We start from the raw sequence: 19,800 nt of genomic DNA, 5'->3' as shown, positions 1-19,800 counted from the left end.
ATAGTGAACACTAAAACTCAAAATAATAATTCCGGTAAAAGACTGGTAATTCTTGGCGGCGGTGAAAGCGGTGCGGGAACTGCTATTCTTGGGGTGAAAGAAGGTTTTGAGGTTTTTGTTTCAGATAAAGGGAAAATAAAAGAAAAATATAAGTCGGTTTTTGAAGAATTAAAGATCGATTGGGAAGAAGAGCAACATACCGAAGCTAAAATTTTAAATGCTGAGGTAGTGATGAAAAGTCCTGGAATTCCAGAAACTGTTTCAATTGTAAAGCAATTAGTAGCGAAAGGTATTCCGGTAATTTCAGAAATAGAATTTGCTGCTGCTTTTACTTCAGCAAAAATAATTGGGATTACAGGAAGTAACGGGAAGACCACCACCACCAAATTTGTGCATCATATTTTAAAAAGTGCGGGCATAAAAGCAGGAATGGCCGGTAATGTAGGAGACAGTTTTGCGAAACAAGTGGCTGAAACTACTCCCGATTGGTTTGTTTTGGAATTAAGCAGTTTTCAGTTAGACGGAATTAAAGATTTTAGGCCAGATATTTCGGTATTGACCAATATCACACCAGATCATCTAGATCGCTACGAGCATAAACTGGAAAATTATGTTTTTTCAAAATTTAGAATTGCCGAAAATCAAACAGAAAAAGATTTTTTCATCTACGATTTAGATAATGAGATTATTACCAGGTGGTTAGAGAAAAACCCGGTGAAAGCACAAAAATTACCGTTTTCCCTTCAGCAAAAAGTAGAAAACGGATCATATATAGAGAACCAAAATATTATTGTCAATATAAAAAACAACCAATTTAACATGCCAACAACAAAATTAGGTTTACAGGGTAAGCATAACACTAAAAATGCTATGGCTGCGGCCACTGTTTCCCAGCTATTAAGAATTAGAAAAGAAACTATTCGTGAGAGTATGGAGAGTTTTCAGGGAGTAGAACACCGACTTGAAAAAGTGCTGAAAATTAATAATGTGCAGTACATCAACGATTCTAAAGCAACTAATGTAAACGCTACTTTTTATGCTTTAGAGAGTATGGAAAGCGAAACCATTTGGATTGTTGGAGGTGTAGATAAAGGAAATGTTTACGACGATCTTTTGCCATTGGTTAACGAGAAGGTAAAAGCTATAATTTGTCTTGGCGTAGATAACCAAAAGCTGATGCAAAACTTCGGCAACTGTGTAGATACTATGGTAGAAACTCAGTCTATGAAAGAAGCTGTGAGAATGGCTTACAGTCTTGCCGAAAAAGGAAATTCGGTCTTGCTTTCACCGGCCTGTGCGAGTTTTGATCTTTTTGAGAATTACGAAGACAGAGGGCGCCAGTTTAAGGAGGCGGTAAGAAATCTTTAATGGTGTTTGCTGCCAAAATTATTGATAGTTCGTCATCCTGAACTTGTTTCAGGATCTGGAACCTGTAGAATCTAAAACACATTAGAAGCTGAAACTAGTTCAGCTTGACGTAAAAAGTTAGATAGACTAAAAAAGAATTATAAAAATTAAATGAGCAGTATTTTTTCAAATCTTAAAGGCGATAAGGTTATCTGGGCTACGGCCGGGCTGTTGGCAATATTTTCATTTTTGCCGGTCTACAGTGCCAGTAGTAACCTTGCGTATCTATATGGAGACGGAAGCACTTTCCAGTATGTGGTGGTGCATTTCTTCCATTTGCTTTTAGGTTTTTGTTTGCTCTTTGCTGTACACAAAATTCCCTATCATTATTTTAGAGGGCTTTCCATATTGTTTTTGCCGGTTGTCATTGTGTTATTGATTTATACCGTTGCCCAGGGAACAATGATTGACGGGGCTTATGCAAGTAGATGGATTCAAATTCCGGGCTTAGGCGTTTCCTTTCAGTCATCTACGTTGGCCTCGGTAGTTTTAATGATCTATGTGGCGCGTTACCTCTCTAAAAAAACTAACGATAATCTCACTTTTAAGGAGTCAATTTTACCGCTTTGGGTGCCTGTAGGACTGGTATTATTATTAATTTTGCCGGCCAATTTCTCTACAACAGCTATCATTTTTTCTATGGTGCTGGTACTCATGTTTTTAGGAGGGTATCCGGTAAAATACCTCGGAATTATAGTCGCTGTCGGCTTGCTTTTATTGACGATGTTCATTTTAACAGCCAAGGCTTTTCCGGGACTTTTACCTAACAGGGTAGATACCTGGGCCAGTAGAATTGAAAGTTTTACAAATGATGAAGATACTGAAGCCGATTACCAAATAGAAAAGGCAAAAATTGCTATCGCTAGTGGTGGTGTTGCAGGAACGGGAATTGGAAAAAGTGTGCAAAGAAATTTTTTACCACAGTCTTCTTCAGATTTTATCTACGCGATAATAGTTGAAGAAATGGGCTTAATAGGCGCATTTGGCGTGATGGGAGCATATTTATTATTGCTGTTTAGAATCGTAATTGTTGCCACAAAATCGAATACGGTTTTTGGAAAATTACTGGTTATGGGCGTTGGTTTGCCAATAATCTTTCAGGCTTTAATCAATATGGGCGTTGCGGTAGAATTATTTCCGGTTACGGGACAAACGCTGCCACTTATTAGTAGCGGTGGAACTTCCATTTGGATGACCTGTATGGCACTTGGAATTATTTTAAGTGTAAGCGCCAAACGCGAGGAAATGAAAGAACGTGAAGAAGCTGAAAAGGAACTGGATAATGAAAATCCGCTAGATATTCTAAGTGAAGCTATATAGAATTTAAAATGATGAAAAAGGATTTACGTGTAATATTATCTGGAGGCGGCACCGGCGGGCATATTTACCCGGCCATTGCTATTGCCAACGAGATAAAAACGCGTTTTCCTAAAGTGGATATATTATTTGTGGGTGCCAGTGGCAGGATGGAGATGGAGAAGGTTCCGCGAGCAGGTTATAAGATAGAAGGTCTTTGGATTAGTGGAATTCAGCGAAAGTTAACAATGAGAAACCTGATGTTTCCATTTAAGCTGTTAAGCAGTTTGGCGAAATCCAGACGAATAATAAAGGAATTTAAGCCAGATGTAGTAATTGGAACCGGCGGTTTTGCCAGCGGGCCGTTACTAAAAGTAGCGAGCTCAAAAGGAATTCCGAGCTTAATACAGGAGCAGAATTCATTTCCAGGGATAACCAACAAGCTTTTGGCAAAACAAGTCGATAAGATTTGTGCAGCTTATGAGGAGGTAAAAAGATTTTTTCCTGCTGAAAAAACGGTAATTACTGGAAACCCGGTAAGACAGGATCTGTTGAAGATTGATGTAAATAAGGAAAAGGCGCTTAAACACTTTAGTCTTGATAAAGATAAAAAAGTTGTTTTGGTGTTAGGCGGAAGTCTTGGCGCTAGAAGAATTAATCAATTGGTGGAAGCCAATTTAGAAAAGTTTAAAAAGGAAAATATTCAGCTAATCTGGCAAACCGGGAAGCTGTATTTCGAAGATTATAAAAAGTACAATTCAGGTTTAGTGCAAACGCATCTATTCTTGAATGAAATGAATTTTGCTTACGGCGCTGCCGATGTTATTATTTCAAGAGCCGGAGCAGGTACGGTTTCAGAATTGAGTATTGTGGGAAAACCGGTGCTTTTTGTGCCATCTCCAAATGTAGCTGAAGACCACCAGGCTAAAAATGCACTGGCAGTAGTAAAGAAAAATGCAGCGATGATGTTGAAGGAAAATGAGCTGGATGAAAAATTTGAAACCGAGTTTTTCGCATTAATGGCTTCCGAAGAAAAGCAAAAAGAATTAGGAGAAAATATAAAGAAACTGGCCTTGCCAAATGCAACCGCAAGGATTGTAGACGAAATTGAAAAATTGATTGAATAAAATATAAAGAGAAATAGATTCTGAAATGTCCCGATAATTCGGGACAGAAAAGTGAGATTAAAAATATAAATGCAGTATTTAAACCACATACAAAACATTTACTTTATCGGTATTGGCGGTATTGGGATGAGTGCGCTGGCGCGTTACTTTAAATTCCAGGGAAAAAATGTAGCCGGTTACGATAAGACTTCAACTTCGCTTACCAGAACGCTGGAGGCTGAAGGTATAGTTGTGGTTTATGATGAAAATTTAAGTGCTGTTCCTGCTGACTTTATGCAGAAAGAAAATACACTTGTGGTTTATACACCCGCAGTTCCTGCTGCTCACACGCAACTGGTTTATTTTAAGAATAATGATTTTAACCTAAAGAAAAGAGCCGCTTTACTCGGATTGATCTCTAAAGGAAAAACAACATTGGCCGTGGGTGGAACTCACGGTAAAACGACCACTACGGCAATTTTAGGACATTTACTTAAAGAAACCGATGCGAAAGTAACCGGGTTTTTAGGCGGAATAAGTGAGGATATTCAAAGCAATTTAATTCTTAAAGGTGAAGAAGTTATCGTGGTGGAAGCCGACGAGTTCGATAGATCTTTTCTTCAACTTTCCCCAAACATTGCAGCGGTAACCTCTATGGATGCCGATCATTTGGATATTTATGGTAAAAAAGAGGAGCTGGAAGACACCTTCAGGCAATTTGCCGCTCTCGTGCCAGAAGACGGAACACTATTTGTGAAAAATGGCTTGCCGCTGGAGGGAATTACTTTTGGAATAGAAGACAACGCCGATTATTCGGCACAAAATATAAAGATCGAAAATGGGACGTATCATTTTGATCTAAAAACTCCTAACGGAGTTCTAGAAGATTTTAAGTTTAATCTACCCGGCAAACACAATTTGCTAAATGCTATAACCGCCCTGGCGATGGCTATCCAATATGGATCCCCAATCCCCAAGCTAGCCAGGGCGCTATATAGTTTTAAGGGTGTGAAACGTAGATTTTCTTATAAAATTAAGTCAGATAAGCTGGTGCTTATAGACGATTATGCGCATCATCCGGCAGAGATCGCTGCAGTGAACCAGGCCATAAGGGAAATGCATCCCGGGAAGAAGGTTTTGGCAGTTTTTCAACCGCATTTATTCAGCAGAACTAAAGATTTTGTTGATGATTTTGCTGAAAGCCTGTCTTTGTTTGATGAATTGATGTTGCTGGATATTTATCCAGCGCGAGAAATGCCAATTGAAGGGGTTACTTCAAGCTGGCTTTTAGAGAAAGTTGAGAATTCAAAAAAGAAATTAATTCAGATAGAAAATATTGCGGAAGAAATAAAAAGATCAAATCCGGAAGTTGTGGTGCTTATGGGCGCCGGTAGTATTGGAGAAGAAGTGGAATCTGTAAAAATTGCATTGCAAGATGAAGCATAAACTTAAGTACATAAAACTACCTGTTTTGGTGATTTTAGTGGCTTTTCTTTTCGGTTTTGCTGAAAAACGCAATAATGCTCGAAAAGTAAGCGAAGTTAAGGTGCAATTTATAGCAGGTGAAAACCTATATGTGACCGAGGAAGCGGTTAATAAGTTGTTGATACAAAATGATGTAGCGGCGGCGGGCATAGATAAAGAAATTTTAGATTTGAATAGGGTAGAGCGCCTTTTGAATAATCACGATATGATAGAAAATGCTGAAGCTTTTTTAAGTCTGGATGGGAAACTCCAAACTAAAATAAGTCAGCGTAAACCTATTGGCAGAATAGTAGGAAGCTCTTCGTTTTATTTAGATAAAAATGGGCTTGAAATGCCTTTGTCACCCTACTATTCGGCTCGGGTGCCGTTATTGTTAGATATAGATTCAAGTAATATAGAGAAAGTATACCCGCTGGTATCATATATTCAGCAGGATAAATTTTTAACTCAACATATAACCGGCGTAAGGCGTTTACCTGGGAATAAATTTGAGTTACAAATGAGAAAACTGGATTTTAAGGTTTATTTCGGGAAGGCCGAAAATATAGCCCTGAAGTTGAATAATTTTAAAGCATTTTATAAAAAAGCTTTACAAGACGAGAAATTAGAGACCTACAAAAAAGTGAATTTACAATTTGGAGATCAGGTTGTTTGCACTAAAAAGTAAATTATGGAACACAGCGACATAGCCGTAGGATTAGATATTGGGACCACAAAGATTGTGGCCATGATTGGGCGTAAGAACGAGTATGGAAAAGTGGAGATCGTAGGTATTGGGAAATCCAAAAGCCTTGGCGTGCACCGTGGAGTAGTGAATAATATCACTCAAACCATTCAGTCTATACAACAGGCTATTCAGGAAGCGGAAGCAGATTCCGGTTTAAAGATAAGTGATATTGTAGTTGGTATTGCGGGCCAGCATATAAGAAGCCTGCAACACAGCGATTACATAACCAGGACAAATCCTGAAGAGGTAATTGATGCCGATGATATTCATAGTCTTTGCAATCAGGTTCATAAGTTGGTAATGCTGCCAGGCGAGGAAATTATTCATGTTTTACCCCAGGAATTCAAGGTAGACGGGCAGGCAGAGATCAAGGAGCCTATTGGAATGTATGGCGGAAGATTAGAAGCTAATTTCCACGTAGTGGTTGGCCAGGTTTCTTCCATTAGAAATATTGGAAGATGTGTGAAAAGTGCCGGTTTAGAACTTTCAGCAGTGACTTTAGAGCCATTGGCTTCAGCTAATGCAGTATTGAGTCAGGAAGAAAAGGAAGCCGGAGTTGCACTTATAGATATTGGTGGCGGAACTACCGATTTAGCGATTTTTAAAGACGGAATAATTAGACATACCGCGGTAATTCCTTTTGGAGGAAATGTGATTACCGAAGACATCAAAGAAGGATGTTCAATTATAGAAAAGCAGGCTGAATTGCTAAAAATAAAATTCGGTTCTGCCTGGCCGGGAGAAAATAAAGACAATGAAATTGTTTCTATTCCTGGTTTGCGTGGAAGAGAGCCTAAGGAAATTACCTTAAAGAATCTTTCAAAAATAATCCACGCCCGTGTAGTAGAGATTATTGAGCAGGTTTACCTTGAAATTAAAAACTACGGGCACGAAGAGCAAAAGAAAAAATTGATTGCCGGGATGGTTTTAACCGGAGGTGGCGCACAGTTGAAGCATCTAAAACAACTTGCCGAATACATCACCGGGATGGATACAAGAATTGGTTATCCAAACGAGCACCTGGCAGGAAATAACGATACCGAAACTACCAGTCCGGTTTATGCTACCGCGGTCGGTTTGGTAATGAATAGCCTGGAACACGGCGAAAAGAAGTTTCAGGAAGAAGTAGTGCTGAAGAGCAAAGAAGAAAGAGAAAAAGAAGAAGCAGAATTACAGGAAGATTTTGAGCAAAATCCACCGGAAGGTGAAGATTTGAAACAAGATCCCGAAGCTTCAAAAGGACCGCCCAAGAAGAGTATTTTCGATAAATGGGCAGAGAAGTTTAAAGATTTTTTAGATAACGCAGAGTAAAATACCTCTAGGCAAGTCTAAGAGGATTAAAATTAAAATAAAGACATTTCGACGGAAGCGTCGAAGCATAATAAAACTCACTTAGTGAGTAAAAGATAGAACCAGTAAAACAGAATTTATGAGCAGTACAGAATTCGACAACATTGCATTCGATTTGCCAAAGAATCAATCGAACGTCATTAAGGTTATTGGTGTTGGTGGTGGAGGCAGCAATGCCATAAACCATATGTTCCAGTTAGGGATAAAAGGTGTAGATTTTGTGGTTTGCAATACCGATGCGCAAGCCCTTGATAACAGCTCAGTTCCCAACAAAATACAATTAGGTGTTAGCTTAACAGAAGGTTTAGGGGCCGGAGCTAACCCACATATTGGGGAGCAGGCAGCAGTAGAAAGTTTTGACGAAATTAAACAAATGCTTGATGTAAATACCAAGATGGTATTTATTACCGCAGGTATGGGCGGTGGTACCGGTACAGGTGCCGCACCGGTAATTGCGAAACAAGCTAAAGATATGGATATCCTTACGGTTGGGATCGTGACCATTCCTTTTCAGTTTGAAGGGAAAATGAGAAACGAGCAAGCTCAACTTGGGGTAGAAAACCTAAGAAATCACGTTGATTCTTTAATTGTGATCAACAATAATAAATTGCGTGAGGTTTACGGTAACCTCGGCTTTAAAGCCGGTTTCTCTAAAGCCGATGAGGTTTTAGCAACTGCCTCTAGAGGTATTGCTGAAGTAATAACGCATCACTACACGCAAAACATTGACCTTAGGGATGCTAAAACAGTATTGAGCAATAGTGGTACTGCAATAATGGGATCTGCCCAGGCTACAGGTGCTACCAGGGCGCAGGATGCTATTAGTAAAGCTCTGGATTCTCCTTTATTGAACGATAATAAGATTACCGGTGCTCAAAACGTATTACTGCTAATCGTTTCGGGTTCTGAGGAAATTACTATTGATGAAATAGGGGAAATCAACGATCATATTCAGGCTGAAGCCGGTCACAGTGCCAATATTATTATGGGTGTGGGTGAAGATGAAGCTTTAGATGAAGCGATCTCGGTTACAATTATTGCCACGGGATTTAACGTAGAACAGCAAAACGAAATTGTAAATACCGAAACCAAAAAAATAATCCACACGCTGGAGGACGACCAGAAAGCGGAACAAAATTTAAATCCGAAGAAAACCCGTTCTTATCCTGAATTCAACCAAAGGGTGGAAGAGCCTCAGCAAGAAGAACCAAAAGCGCAGGAACCAGAAAAACCTATCGTTCATACTTTAGATGATAGTGTAGAAGAGGTAGACGAATTGGGAAATATTCAGAATAAAGAAGAAGAATTATTGCAAACGCCACCTTCGGCGAGGAATATGGAAGTTTCTTATGAAGAAATAAATCCCGACGATTTTATTATTAATGATACTTCAGAAGAAGTAAAGAAGATGGATGTTAATGAGCCGGAAGAGGTTCAGGATAATAATGAAGATCAGTTTATGTTCACTTTCGATTTTCCTATAAACCAGGAAAAGAAAGAAGAGCCTCAACGGGAGCAGCCAAAACAACAACAGCAGCAACAACCACAATCCAGACCACAACAGCCACAACAGGAAAGAAAGCAAGAAATTAGACATCAGCTTGAAGAAGATGAGTCTAAGAATATAGAGGTAAATGAACCTGTAGAAATTGTTCCGGTAACCGAGAGTTCTACACGTGGAGTTAAGCGTTACAGCCTGGATGATTATATGGAATTTGAGCAATCTTTAGATAGCTCAAAACCCCAGGCCAAAAAGAAAGAGGAGCCAAAAGATGAAACAATTGCTTTTGAAAAGAAAACGGTGAAACCAGAACCTCAAAATCCTGAAAAAAAGCAGGAAGAGCACGGGGAGGAAGATCCGTTTAATAACCCAATTTCTGAAGTGCTTATAGAACGTGCAGCAGAGCGCAGGGCTAAAATGAAGGAGTTTAATTACAAATTTAGAAGTAATGCAGCCCAAATTGACGAGATTGAAAAGCAACCTGCTTATAAAAGACAGGGAGTAGATTTGGATAAAAACGATAAAGGAGAAGGAAAGTTATCTAGAACTACCCTTGGGCAGGACGATAATGATGATCTTCACTTTAGAAGAAATAATTCCTTTTTACACGATAATGTAGACTAACACCAATCTTTATTATATATTACTGTTCATAAAAAAGGTGCCTCGCAATGGGCACCTTTTTTTCTTTTATAAAAAACTGGTTTTAAGCTTTTTTTTCTGCTTGAATATCTTCGGTATCCTTCCTTCTTTTAATTAGGGAAATACCCGAAATAAAGAAAATAAAACCAATGATAGCCAATGCCCAGGGGCTTAACATAAGGGCAATACTCCCAAAAATTCCAAGAATTCCCATTACCAGTGCAATTGCACCGCCAACGGTTAAGATAATTCCTAAGATTTTAATCATAACTAAAGTGTTTTGGTTAGGAAAATAAAGGTAGCCAAATGTTTGAAAATTATCTTGTGATTAACATTTCTTAAAGAAAGTATACGTTTTTAAGGCTGGGAACTCCATTTTTCTATTTCCATAACCGCTTCAGTTTCATCACCCCAACCTTCAACTTCTAACACTTGAGATTTGTCATAATAAGTGAACCAGCTCTCCAGGATTTTAATTACTTCAGGATAATCTGAATTAAAGTTTTGGTAGTTTTCGGAAATAATAGTTCGGTCTTTTAGTTCTGCCGGGATGGCTATAATCTTATAATCCAATTCCTTTTCATCTATTAATTTTAAAACGGCAATAGGAATAATCTCTATAACGCTACCGGTTTTTAGGCTTTCGCCCAGTACAAGAACATCGGCGGCATCACCATCACCACCAAGTTTAGGGCTAGAAAAAGTAGAAGGGATAAAACCGTAATTGCCGGGATAAGGAAGAAAATTGATAATTCTGTCTCTCCCGTCTCTTTTGTCTATTAAAAACTCCTTCTTCTCTTTGTGATATTCTATTTTTTTATTGGTTCCTGCAGGAATTTCAATCACCGCCTGGTAGTTTCCGCTCTCAGTTTTGCCAGGTAACTTACTTAAATCTTTTGAAGGTTTACAGCCAGAAAAAACGAGTAAAAACCCTAAACTTAAACCGCATAGCAAGCTTTTCATCTCAATAAATTTAATCCCAATAGATCATAAAATATTTGATTTTAGCATCATCAGGAATTTGTGAAGCCCTAATCTTAGAATCGGTATCGTACCTAAGATCTGCAGGAAGTTCTTTTTTATCTATGGTGATATATGCGTTTATTTCATCTAGAAAAACAACCGCGGCGTTCAGGGTGTTTTCTATTCTTGAAATGTTATAATCTTCCATAATATCTTTAAAAGTACTTTGGGTACTTAAACCGCTTTTAGTTTCGTAACGAGGGTCTAAAACCCTTATATAACCAATAGTGCTGGTAGAATCGAATTCCTGAAGAGGTTCTAATATCATCAGTGGTTTTCCTCCTTTTTCAAAAACCTTAATTTCATCGGTAGCGCGAAATTCCTGTGCGCCACTTTTTTGTTTTACCAGGGAATCTTCTGCAAATAAGGAATCTAATTGATTGATCTTGATGTCCCGGTTTACAGGACCCACCTGGTTAGCGGTAATTAAAAAAGGATTGTCCTCATCTTTTTGACAGGACGTTAGGCCTAAAGTTAAGCCCAGAATAAGTAGCAAAGATTTTTTCATTTCTTAGATTGAATATTGATGATAATTATTTTAATAGTTTATTGAGCACGCCCATGACGCCCCTGATAAAAGTGGCACTGGTGAGCACTTTAATGATAGCCCCCTGGGTTTTATTCGAGTTGCTCTTGCTAGTAGTAGTTACAGCCTTTTTTCTTTCTAAAGCTTCAGCTTCGGCCTTTTCTTTGGCCTCTTTTGCTTCGGCTTCCTCAATTTTCTTATTCAGAAGTTCATAAGCGCTTTCGCGATCAATTTCTTCGTTATATTTTGATCTTAATTTAGACTGAAACATGAGTTCTTCAAGCTCGCTATCGGATAGGATATCCATTCTGCTCATTGGCGCTCTCAACATCGTGGCGGCAAGTGCTGAAGGTCTTCCTTTTTCATCTAATGCAGAAACCAAAGCTTCTCCAATACCTAACGAGGTGAGCTCATTTTTGGTATCGTAATATTTTGAAATTGGATAATTTTCGGCCGATAATTTTATTGCTTTTCGGTCTTTTGCAGTGAAGGCTCGTAAGGCATGTTGAATTTTTAATCCCAGCTGTCCCAATACTTCCGAAGGAACATCTGTTGGGTTCTGTGTAACAAAATAAAGGCCTACACCTTTAGATCGAATTAGTTTTACAATACTTTCAATTTGATCTAACAGAACATCTGAAGCTTCCTTAAAAATAAGATGAGCTTCATCTATAAATAAAACCAGTTTAGGTTTGTCGCTATCACCTTCTTCAGGAAAAGTCGTATAAATTTCAGCCAAAAGGCTAAGCATAAATGTTGAAAACAACTTTGGCTTATCCTGAATATCGGTAAGCCGCATAATATTTACGTAGCCATAACCTTTTTTATCTTTCCTGGTAAGATCGGTTACTTCAAAAGAGCGTTCGCCAAAAAAGCGTTCGGCACCTTGCTGCTCCAGCGCTACAATCTTTCTAAGGATGGCGCCGGTTGATGCACTTGAAATTCTTCCATATTCCTTTTCTATGGTTTCGCGACCTTCATCAGTTACGTACTGAAGCATTTTTTTAAGATCCTTGAGATCCAAAAGAGGTAAATGATGATCGTCACAGTATTTAAATATGATGGCTAAGATGCCTTCCTGGGTTGGAGTAACATCTAAAATTCGTGATAATAAAATTGGCCCGAATTCACTAACCGTTGCTCTTAATCGAACCCCATTCTGTTCAGAAATAGTAAGAAATTCAACGGGCGATTTTGAAGATTCAAATGGAAAGCCAAGTTTTTTATGGCGTTCGTGTAAGAATTCTTCTCCTGCAGAGGGTTTTGCAATACCACTAAGATCACCTTTTACGTCCATCAGTAAAACCGGAACTCCTTTTTGAGAAAGGTTTTCAGCTAAAATTTGCAGCGTTTTAGATTTTCCCGTTCCTGTAGCTCCGGCTATAAGCCCGTGCCGGTTCATTGTTTTCAAAGGAATTTTCACTGCAGCATCGGCGAAAGTTTCATCGTTAAGCATTGCGGCACCCAAATGGATATAATCGCCTTTAGGATTGTAGGCCTGGCTGATATGTTCTACAAACTCTTCTGTTTTATCCACGCTTCAAATTTTCTTAAAAATAAGAATTGTTGGGAATAATCGACAGGTTTAAGCCAATTTACTTTTTATGAAATAATTATTTAACGGGGTTTTCCTGAAGTTCTATGCTTCCTTTTGTTGCGTTTATCTTCGCTTTCAGTCCGTTAGGAATTGTAACATTATCATCGATATGTCCAATCATCGCCCCTGAAAATGCAGGAATATTTAGAGGTTTTATATAATGATCTATAACTTCTTCCATTGTTAAAGATCCGTAACCGGAGCCGCCGGGATTGCAGCTAGTGCATTTTCCGAAGACAAAGCCGCTAATTTTATCCAGTACACCGCCTAATTGCAATTGGCTCATCATCCTGTCTACCGCATAAATTTGTTCGCCAACATCTTCTAAATAAAGTATGTTGCCTTCCCAATCTGATGGGAAATATTCCGATCCCATAATTCCGGTAAGCACCGAAAGGTTTCCGCCAATTAGTCTGCCGGTGGCTTCGCCTTCTCTAATAGTCCTGATCCTGTTTTCTACTTGTACCAGGTTATCGCCTTTATCGGTAGGATTGGTGAAGGTGATTTTTTCCTTATCGAATAGCAAACGTTTAAAATAATCAAAACTGAAAGAATTCCAGGTAGAAACCGCCAATGGCCCATGAAAAGTTACAAGTCCGGTTTTTTCGTAAATGGCCAGGTGCAGTGCGGTAATATCGCTATAACCTATAAAGATCTTGGGATTGTTTTTAATCGTATCGTAATCTAATTTATCCAGAATTCTTGCTGCACCAGATCCTCCACGAAGTGCCATTACGGCCTGAATATTTTCGTCGCGAAACATCTTGTTTAATTCCCCGGCACGTTCCTCATCGGTTCCTGCCAGATGCCCGTAACGGCTTTTTACGAATTTTCCGAATTTCACCTTTAACCCCATGGCTTCCAGGTTTTCTTTGGCAATTTCGTAGGGTTCGGTTTCAAAAATAGCGCTAGACGGACTTACAACGCCCACCGTATCTCCTTCTTTTAGTCCTTGCGGAATTATCACCGAATTATTAGTAGGAGCGATTTTATCAATTTGGGTAAAACTAGCCAGCGGAAAAGCTAAACTTCCAATTCCTATATTCTGAATGAATTTTCTACGTTGCATGGGGATGATTTTAGAAGGTTAAAGTTAGTAATTATCACGAATTTGAAGCAGCACCTTTTCCATTTCCGCCTTTAAAACAGTAGTGGGAACCGTGTAGTTGCTATTCATAAAACTAAAAATCAATAGCTTGCCATTTTTCGTTTTTAAATATCCGCTAAGACTGTGATTGTTTTTTAATGTACCGGTTTTGGCGAAAACATAAGGCTTGTCAGCCTTATAGTAATTTTTTATCGTTCCAGAATGTCCGCCGGCAGGTAACATATCTAACAATTCTTCCTGCGGAACTTCAGCTTTAATTTTTTGAAGTAATTTTACCATACTTCTGGGTGTAAAAAGATTATAGCGAGAAAGGCCAGAACCATCATACCACATAGGTTCATCTGGCAAATCTTTTAGATGATTTTCTTTCATATAATCTATGGCAATATCAGATTTTAGGGTATCTGAAACTTTATTTGCCGCCATTAGTAAAATTTGTTCAGCTATAAAATTATCGCTCACCTTCAACATCCTTTTGTAAATACTGTCGCTTGGAATACTATATAAGGTATTATTTAGATTTTTATTTAATGCTGAATTCTGAATGAAACTAATCGGTTTTTGAAGTGTATCGCTTAAGAGATTTACCAGAATTTCTGAAGAATACTTAAAGGGAACAACTTGAGAAAACTCTGAATCTTTCTTTTGATTGTTGAACGTAAAACGGTTTTTGACTATATCGCGCCTAAGCCGTGAAGAAATTAGGCTGTCTTTTGAGCTTACCAGGGAATCTGTGAAAATTGCAGGTGAAACCACGGGAAACTCCTTATTTTTTTGAAACTCAAATCCCACCATATTGCCATAAATAGGAAAGGCGGTACGTTCAGCCGAATAGTATGCATTGTAATCGTCCCAGGCCCAACCTGGTCCCTGGTGCTTTTCGGTAAATGTTGGCGCAATGTAAGCCAGGTGTTTGTCAGTCTGCTTTAAGAATTCAAAAACCTTTGATCCTGGTAGATCCTCATTTAAAAAAGAGGGATCTCCGGTAGCCTTAAAATAAAGCGTATCGTTGTCAATTCGATATTGAAGTGCGGGAATAGAATCGCCTAATATTTTTAAGCCTGCATAAAAAGAAAAGAGCTTGGTATTTGAAGCCGGAGTAAAATATTTTTCTTCGTTATGGCTGTAAAGGGTTTTGTTTTCTTCGGGGTCAACTACCATAAAACCCGAGAACCCCTGTTGGAAAACCGGGGATTCTTCAAAAATTTTGTCTAGTGGCTTGCTTATTTTTCTCGTGCTTGAACAGGAGCCAAATATTATGATAGTTGCAAAAAGTATAAAAGCTTTTAGGGGAAATTTAAGTGGGTGGCAATTTTTCACAATTATAAACTTTTAAATAGGTTGAGATATTTTTAAAAAATTAATACGAAGTTAAATTAATAATCAAGAACTTAATAAAAGTTTAAATTTTAATGTGACTAATTGGCTTAAATATGCGCGTTTTAGGTATATTTAGTTTATAATTCAGAAAACTTTAACACAGAAAGGAATGAAAAACAAAATTACAATTATGGCTTTGCTGGCTTTTTTCCAACTTACCGGGATGTTTGCCCAGCAGCAGGAAGTAACCGGTACGGTTACTGTGGCCAGTGATGGAATGCCTTTACCGGGCGTTAATGTGTTGGTAAAAGGGACAAACGAAGGTACTGTTACTGACATGGAAGGTAATTACGCTGTGGAAGTTGGAGAAGATGCTGTTTTGGTATTTTCTTCTTTAGGCTTCGAAAAACAGGAACAACCTGTAAATGGAAGAAGCGTAATTAATGTTAGCATGGTTGAGAATCTTGAAGGTCTTGATGAGGTAGTGGTTACCTCTTTTGGTATTGAACAGGAAAAGAGATCACTGGGATATGCCGTGCAAGAAATTAATGCAGAAGAAATTACTAAAACTAAACAGCAGAACGTGGTAAGTGCATTGCAGGGTCAGGCTGCTGGTGTACAAATAACCAACTCTGGTGGGGCTCCCGGGCAAAGTGCCAGGATTATAATTAGGGGTGTAAACTCTTTAGATCCTAATGCTGATAACCAACCCTTATTTGTTGTAGATGGTGTGCCTATTGATAACTCTACAACCGAATCTGCAGGTACGCCTCGTGGTTTAACGAACAGGGCAGCAGATATTAATCCTAATGATATCGAATCTTTAAACGTGTTGAAAGGAGCTGCGGCTACTGCTCTATATGGAGTTAGAGCTGCAAACGGTGCTGTTATCATCACTACAAAGAAAGGTAAGGAAGGACAGGTTAGAATTAACCTTAATAGTTCAATAGGTTTTGAAGAGATTAACCGATATCCCGATTTTCAGGAAGTGTATGGGCAAGGATTTTCTGGAGAATACGATCCAGACTCTTTTTGGCCTAACTGGGGGCCTTCTATGGAGGAGATTAATGCCATAGATCCAGATGCTAAATTTTATGATATTTGGAGAGATGCTTTTGATACCGGGGTTCAAATAGATAACTCTGTTAGCATTTCTGGCGGAAATGAAAAAGCTACTTTTTATGGTTCGTTAGGTAATTTAGGTCACGAAGGGATTATGCCTTTTAGTGACTGGAACAGAACTTCGGCCAGATTAAATGGTCAGGTTAAATTCAGCGAAAAATTTACGTTTTCAGGAAATTTGAATTATACTATTTCGGGGGGTAATCGTGTTCCTCATGATAGGTTTATGGAACGTATGATGTACTGGGCACCAAACCATGATGTTACAGATTATATAAATCCAGATGGGACCATGAAAACCTATGGGAATACGAACCCATTGTATGATGCTCGTTTTAGCACTTTTGAGGATGAGGTTAACAGAACTATTGGGAATTTTAAATTCACCTACAGCCCCTTTGAGTGGTTGGATATTAATTACCTGATTGGTACCGACTATTACAGTGAAAATAGAACAGAGATTACTCCTGGTCCATTAGGAATAGATGGAGAAGTGCCGCTAAGTAGTACCGGTTCTATTTCAGAAACAAGTATTGAAAGTCGCGATATCAACTCTAATTTCTTTATTACGCTTACAAAAGATTGGACTGAAAAATTTGGAAGTACGCTAAGAATAGGAAATGATGTTTTTGAGAGAGATTATAAAAGATTTGATGCTTCGGGATCCAACTTTGTAATTCCTCAATTTTATGATCTAAGTTATACGAGCCAAATTTCAAATTCGCAGGATAAGCGTAAGAAAAGACTTGTTGGTTTGTATGGAGATTTAATGTTAAGTTATGATGATATGTTATTCGTTAACATAACTGCCAGGAACGACTGGACTTCTACACTTCCAATAGGAAATAATTCATTTTTCTATCCTTCGGTGAATGTGGGTTGGGTTTTTAGTGAAGTTGTAGAAACACCAGAATTTTTAACTTTTGGTAAATTAAGAGGGTCATGGGCGCAGGTTGGTAAGGATACAGATCCATACTTAATAGGACAAACTTACACTTCGCCTTCAAATTATCCGTTAAACGGGCAGGTTGGTTTTACACGTTTTAGCCGGTTTGGAGACCCATTGCTAAAACCTGAAGAAACTACTTCTATTGAATTTGGTACAGATCTTAGATTCCTTGAAAATCGTTTGGGAATAGATTTTACCTGGTATAAATCTAATAGTAAAGACCAGATTATTCCTGTTCCGGTTTCAGAAAGTGTAGGGTTTTCAACATTTGTAACAAATGCAGGAGAGATAGAAAATAAAGGGGTGGAATTTATTATTCGGGGTACTCCAATTAAATCTGAAGATTTTAGATGGGATGTTTCGTTGAACGCTGCCTATAATCAAAATGAAGTGGTAAATATTAGAGAAGGTATAGATGAGATTGTTGTTGGAAGTCAATTTGGTTATGGTGGAAGCTCAGTAACTATGAAGCTTATAGAAGGTGAAGCTTATGGGAATATTTTTGGCACTAGCTATGAAAGATTTGGTGCGGATGAAAATAGCATCTTTTTAAACGAAGACTTGCCAGTAGTAATTGGGGAAAATGGTTTCCCTGCACGAAATGGAGCACAACTTGTTCTAGGAAACACCACTCCAAAATGGATTGGAGGTCTCAAAAACGACTTCACTTATAAAGGTTTTGATTTCTCTTTTTTAATAGATTTTAGAACCGGATTAGAACAATATAGCCAATATGATAACTTCTTTTCTGCCTTTGGGATTGCAGAATATACCCTTGCCAGAAATGACACCCGTGTTTTTGATGGTGTCTTAGCTGATGGTTCTCCGAACAGTCAAGAAGTTTGGTTAGGACAGGGTGTGGGTCCAGATGGTAGAGATTATGGTGCTGGTTTTTATAGAAATACTTATAGAACGGTGAGTGAGAATTTTGTAAACGACGCTTCTTTTATAAAATTGAGGAATATTTCTCTGGGATATAGCTTCCAGGAAAATGTTTTAAATGTTTTGCCATTTACTTCAGCACGTGTTTCCGTAGCGGCTAACAACATTATCCTCTATACCCCTTGGGATGGCTTTGATCCCGAATCTTTTAGCGCGGGAGCCGGCGGGAATGCTGTTGGTTTTACTGGGTTAGGTTACCCGGGAGTGCAAAGTTTATTTTTCACGCTTAATCTAGGACTATAATTAAAAAGATAAAGAATATGAATTTTCTAAAAAATAAATACACATACCTTGTCATTGCCAGTATGTTTATGTTTTCATCGTGCGATGATTACCTGGATATTAACGATGACCCGAATAATCCTACAGAGGCTCCAATTTCAGCCTTAATGGTGAATTCCACTTTTGAAACGGCCCAGAATACCTTTAGAATGGGAAATATTACTACTAATTATGTGCAACATCTCGCTTCCCCTAACCCGGCCAGTTCTTCAGATGTTATGGACCCGGTAAATTATAGCGGCACCTGGTCCAGTATGTATAATGTAATGACAGATTTGAGCGACCTTATAAATCAATCCAGAGAAAATGGAGCAAACCACTATGAAGGTGTAGGACAAATCTTAATGGCCATAAACCTGGGAATGACGGTAGATGCCTGGGGAAGTATTCCTTATAGTGAAGGACTGGATTTTCAAACTATCACTCCGTCTTATGACGATGATAGTGCATTGTACCAGGAAATCTTGAACTTGTTAGACGAGGGACTTGTAAATTTATCTAACCCTACCGAAGTTTCAGTGGGAGAAGACGATTTTATTTATGGCGGAGATATTAGTAAATGGATGAAACTGGGGAACATGCTTAAAGCAAGGTATCTTAATCACTACAGTGAGACAGGTTCTTATGATCCTGCTGCGGTGCTTGCTGCTTTAGACAGTGGAATGGAGTCCAATGCAGATGATGCTCAGGTAGAATATTTTCCAGAACAGTTTAATCCATGGGCAAACGTAGCTATAAATAACGCCAATTTACTTTTAGGAGGTTGGATTTCAGAGCAATTTATAGAAAGTTTGGACGGGACACTTTATGGGGTCCAGGATCCAAGGCTGCCTTATATGGTTGGTGCCACAGATGATGGTGAATACATTGGCGTAGAGAATGGAGCTGGTAGAGGAAATGCTCCGGAGCAAGGAGCTCGGTCTGTGCTTGAACCTGGTGACTATTACTCGAGTGAGTTGGCGCCAATATTAATAGCTACTTATTTTGAGCAGAAATTCATTGAAGCTGAAGCTGCTTTTGAAATTGATAAAAGTAGATCTTATGAAGCCTATTTAACAGGAATTAGAGCTCATATGACTAAAATAGGGGTTGAGCCGGCTGAAATTGATGCTTATATGAGTAATCCTGAAGTAAGCATGGGTGAAGCAGATTTTACCATGGATGAAATATTCGAGGAGAAATGGATTGCCATGTTCCTACATCCTGAAGCCTGGGTTGATGCTCGTAGGTATGATTATTCTTATGAAGATTTTGATCTGCCGGCAAACGTAAACCCAGATCTTAATGGGGAGTTTATTAGTAGGTTAGCATATCCTGATTCTGAAGTTAGTAGAAATGGAAGTAATGTTCCTGATGTAAGTCTTACCGATAAGATTTTTTGGGATGAATAAGATTATCAAATATTATTAATGAAAAA

General features: G+C 38.5%; 15 protein-coding genes. 9 read left to right on the top strand and 6 right to left on the bottom strand.

What is annotated here, in order from left to right:
• Positions 1 to 3 precede the first annotated feature (3 nt).
• From murD to ftsZ, 7 genes are all read left to right on the top strand, one after another.
• Positions 4 to 1,368 carry a UDP-N-acetylmuramoyl-L-alanine--D-glutamate ligase gene (gene murD, locus APB85_RS14795; RefSeq protein ID WP_057482183.1) on the top strand — a complete coding sequence of 455 codons (1,365 nt, stop codon included), beginning with the start codon at positions 4 to 6 and terminating at the stop codon, positions 1,366 to 1,368.
• 150 nt (positions 1,369 to 1,518) lie between these two features.
• Complete coding sequence (locus APB85_RS14790; protein WP_057482182.1) at positions 1,519 to 2,727, top strand: FtsW/RodA/SpoVE family cell cycle protein; 1,209 nt, start codon at positions 1,519 to 1,521, stop codon at positions 2,725 to 2,727.
• Positions 2,728 to 2,738: 11 nt separating this feature from the next.
• Complete coding sequence (gene murG, locus APB85_RS14785; protein WP_057482181.1) at positions 2,739 to 3,830, top strand: undecaprenyldiphospho-muramoylpentapeptide beta-N-acetylglucosaminyltransferase; 1,092 nt, start codon at positions 2,739 to 2,741, stop codon at positions 3,828 to 3,830.
• A gap of 69 nt (positions 3,831 to 3,899) precedes the next feature.
• Positions 3,900 to 5,255, top strand: coding sequence for a UDP-N-acetylmuramate--L-alanine ligase (gene murC, locus APB85_RS14780; RefSeq protein WP_057482180.1), 1,356 nt, complete (start codon positions 3,900 to 3,902; stop codon positions 5,253 to 5,255).
• On the top strand, positions 5,245 to 5,961 hold the full coding sequence (locus tag APB85_RS14775) for a cell division protein FtsQ/DivIB (RefSeq protein WP_057482179.1): 717 nt from the start codon (positions 5,245 to 5,247) through the stop codon (positions 5,959 to 5,961). The genes murC and APB85_RS14775 overlap by 11 nt, the downstream gene beginning before the upstream one ends.
• Positions 5,962 to 5,964: 3 nt before the next feature.
• Positions 5,965 to 7,332, top strand: coding sequence for a cell division protein FtsA (gene ftsA, locus APB85_RS14770; protein WP_057482178.1), 1,368 nt, complete (start codon positions 5,965 to 5,967; stop codon positions 7,330 to 7,332).
• A 118-nt stretch (positions 7,333 to 7,450) separates the two neighbouring features.
• Positions 7,451 to 9,496, top strand: a complete 2,046-nt coding sequence (gene ftsZ, locus APB85_RS14765; protein WP_057482177.1) for a cell division protein FtsZ — start codon at positions 7,451 to 7,453, stop codon at positions 9,494 to 9,496.
• Between the two features lie 82 nt (positions 9,497 to 9,578).
• Here ftsZ and APB85_RS14760 read toward each other — a convergent pair whose 3' ends face one another.
• From APB85_RS14760 to dacB, 6 genes are all read right to left on the bottom strand, one after another.
• Positions 9,579 to 9,782, bottom strand: a complete 204-nt coding sequence (locus APB85_RS14760; RefSeq protein ID WP_057482176.1) for a hypothetical protein — start codon at positions 9,780 to 9,782, stop codon at positions 9,579 to 9,581.
• A gap of 89 nt (positions 9,783 to 9,871) precedes the next feature.
• Positions 9,872 to 10,477 (bottom strand): inorganic diphosphatase, encoded by a 606-nt coding sequence (locus APB85_RS14755; protein ID WP_057482175.1) that lies wholly within the window; start codon positions 10,475 to 10,477, stop codon positions 9,872 to 9,874.
• A gap of 10 nt (positions 10,478 to 10,487) precedes the next feature.
• Positions 10,488 to 11,045: a hypothetical protein gene (locus tag APB85_RS14750; RefSeq protein WP_057482174.1), complete on the bottom strand. Its 558-nt coding sequence runs from the start codon at positions 11,043 to 11,045 to the stop codon at positions 10,488 to 10,490.
• A 25-nt stretch (positions 11,046 to 11,070) separates the two neighbouring features.
• The gene (locus APB85_RS14745) at positions 11,071 to 12,600 is read right to left on the bottom strand and encodes a helicase HerA-like domain-containing protein (protein ID WP_057482173.1); all 1,530 of its coding nucleotides are present in this window, start codon (positions 12,598 to 12,600) and stop codon (positions 11,071 to 11,073) included.
• A gap of 76 nt (positions 12,601 to 12,676) precedes the next feature.
• The gene (locus APB85_RS14740; protein WP_057482172.1) at positions 12,677 to 13,729 is read right to left on the bottom strand and encodes a S66 peptidase family protein; all 1,053 of its coding nucleotides are present in this window, start codon (positions 13,727 to 13,729) and stop codon (positions 12,677 to 12,679) included.
• Positions 13,730 to 13,753: 24 nt separating this feature from the next.
• Positions 13,754 to 15,088: a D-alanyl-D-alanine carboxypeptidase/D-alanyl-D-alanine endopeptidase gene (gene dacB / locus APB85_RS14735; protein ID WP_103294476.1), complete on the bottom strand. Its 1,335-nt coding sequence runs from the start codon at positions 15,086 to 15,088 to the stop codon at positions 13,754 to 13,756.
• 169 nt (positions 15,089 to 15,257) lie between these two features.
• Here dacB and APB85_RS14730 point away from each other — a divergent pair, with 169 nt between their 5' ends.
• Positions 15,258 to 18,344 (top strand): SusC/RagA family TonB-linked outer membrane protein, encoded by a 3,087-nt coding sequence (locus APB85_RS14730; RefSeq protein ID WP_057482170.1) that lies wholly within the window; start codon positions 15,258 to 15,260, stop codon positions 18,342 to 18,344.
• Between the two features lie 17 nt (positions 18,345 to 18,361).
• On the top strand, positions 18,362 to 19,774 hold the full coding sequence (locus APB85_RS14725) for a SusD/RagB family nutrient-binding outer membrane lipoprotein (protein ID WP_057482169.1): 1,413 nt from the start codon (positions 18,362 to 18,364) through the stop codon (positions 19,772 to 19,774).
• The last annotated feature ends 26 nt before the right edge of the window (positions 19,775 to 19,800 follow it).

The sequence above is a fragment of the Salegentibacter mishustinae genome (genome assembly GCF_002900095.1).
GTDB lineage: Bacteria > Bacteroidota > Bacteroidia > Flavobacteriales > Flavobacteriaceae > Salegentibacter > Salegentibacter mishustinae.
Note: the sequence above shows the minus strand (reverse complement) of the source record. Positions and strands in the feature narration are given on the sequence as shown.

What these genes read in the sequence shown, in the direction of transcription:
- APB85_RS14790 (WP_057482182.1), top strand. Translation starts at nt 1,519, where the DNA reads ATGAGCAGTATTTTTTCAAATCTTAAAGGCGATAAGGTTATCTGGGCT.
- murG (WP_057482181.1), top strand. Translation starts at nt 2,739, where the DNA reads ATGAAAAAGGATTTACGTGTAATATTATCTGGAGGCGGCACCGGCGGG.
- murC (WP_057482180.1), top strand. Translation starts at nt 3,900, where the DNA reads ATGCAGTATTTAAACCACATACAAAACATTTACTTTATCGGTATTGGC.
- APB85_RS14775 (WP_057482179.1), top strand. Translation starts at nt 5,245, where the DNA reads ATGAAGCATAAACTTAAGTACATAAAACTACCTGTTTTGGTGATTTTA.
- ftsA (WP_057482178.1), top strand. Translation starts at nt 5,965, where the DNA reads ATGGAACACAGCGACATAGCCGTAGGATTAGATATTGGGACCACAAAG.
- ftsZ (WP_057482177.1), top strand. Translation starts at nt 7,451, where the DNA reads ATGAGCAGTACAGAATTCGACAACATTGCATTCGATTTGCCAAAGAAT.
- APB85_RS14760 (WP_057482176.1), bottom strand. Translation starts at nt 9,782, where the DNA reads ATGATTAAAATCTTAGGAATTATCTTAACCGTTGGCGGTGCAATTGCA.
- APB85_RS14755 (WP_057482175.1), bottom strand. Translation starts at nt 10,477, where the DNA reads ATGAAAAGCTTGCTATGCGGTTTAAGTTTAGGGTTTTTACTCGTTTTT.
- APB85_RS14750 (WP_057482174.1), bottom strand. Translation starts at nt 11,045, where the DNA reads ATGAAAAAATCTTTGCTACTTATTCTGGGCTTAACTTTAGGCCTAACG.
- APB85_RS14740 (WP_057482172.1), bottom strand. Translation starts at nt 13,729, where the DNA reads ATGCAACGTAGAAAATTCATTCAGAATATAGGAATTGGAAGTTTAGCT.
- APB85_RS14730 (WP_057482170.1), top strand. Translation starts at nt 15,258, where the DNA reads ATGAAAAACAAAATTACAATTATGGCTTTGCTGGCTTTTTTCCAACTT.
- APB85_RS14725 (WP_057482169.1), top strand. Translation starts at nt 18,362, where the DNA reads ATGAATTTTCTAAAAAATAAATACACATACCTTGTCATTGCCAGTATG.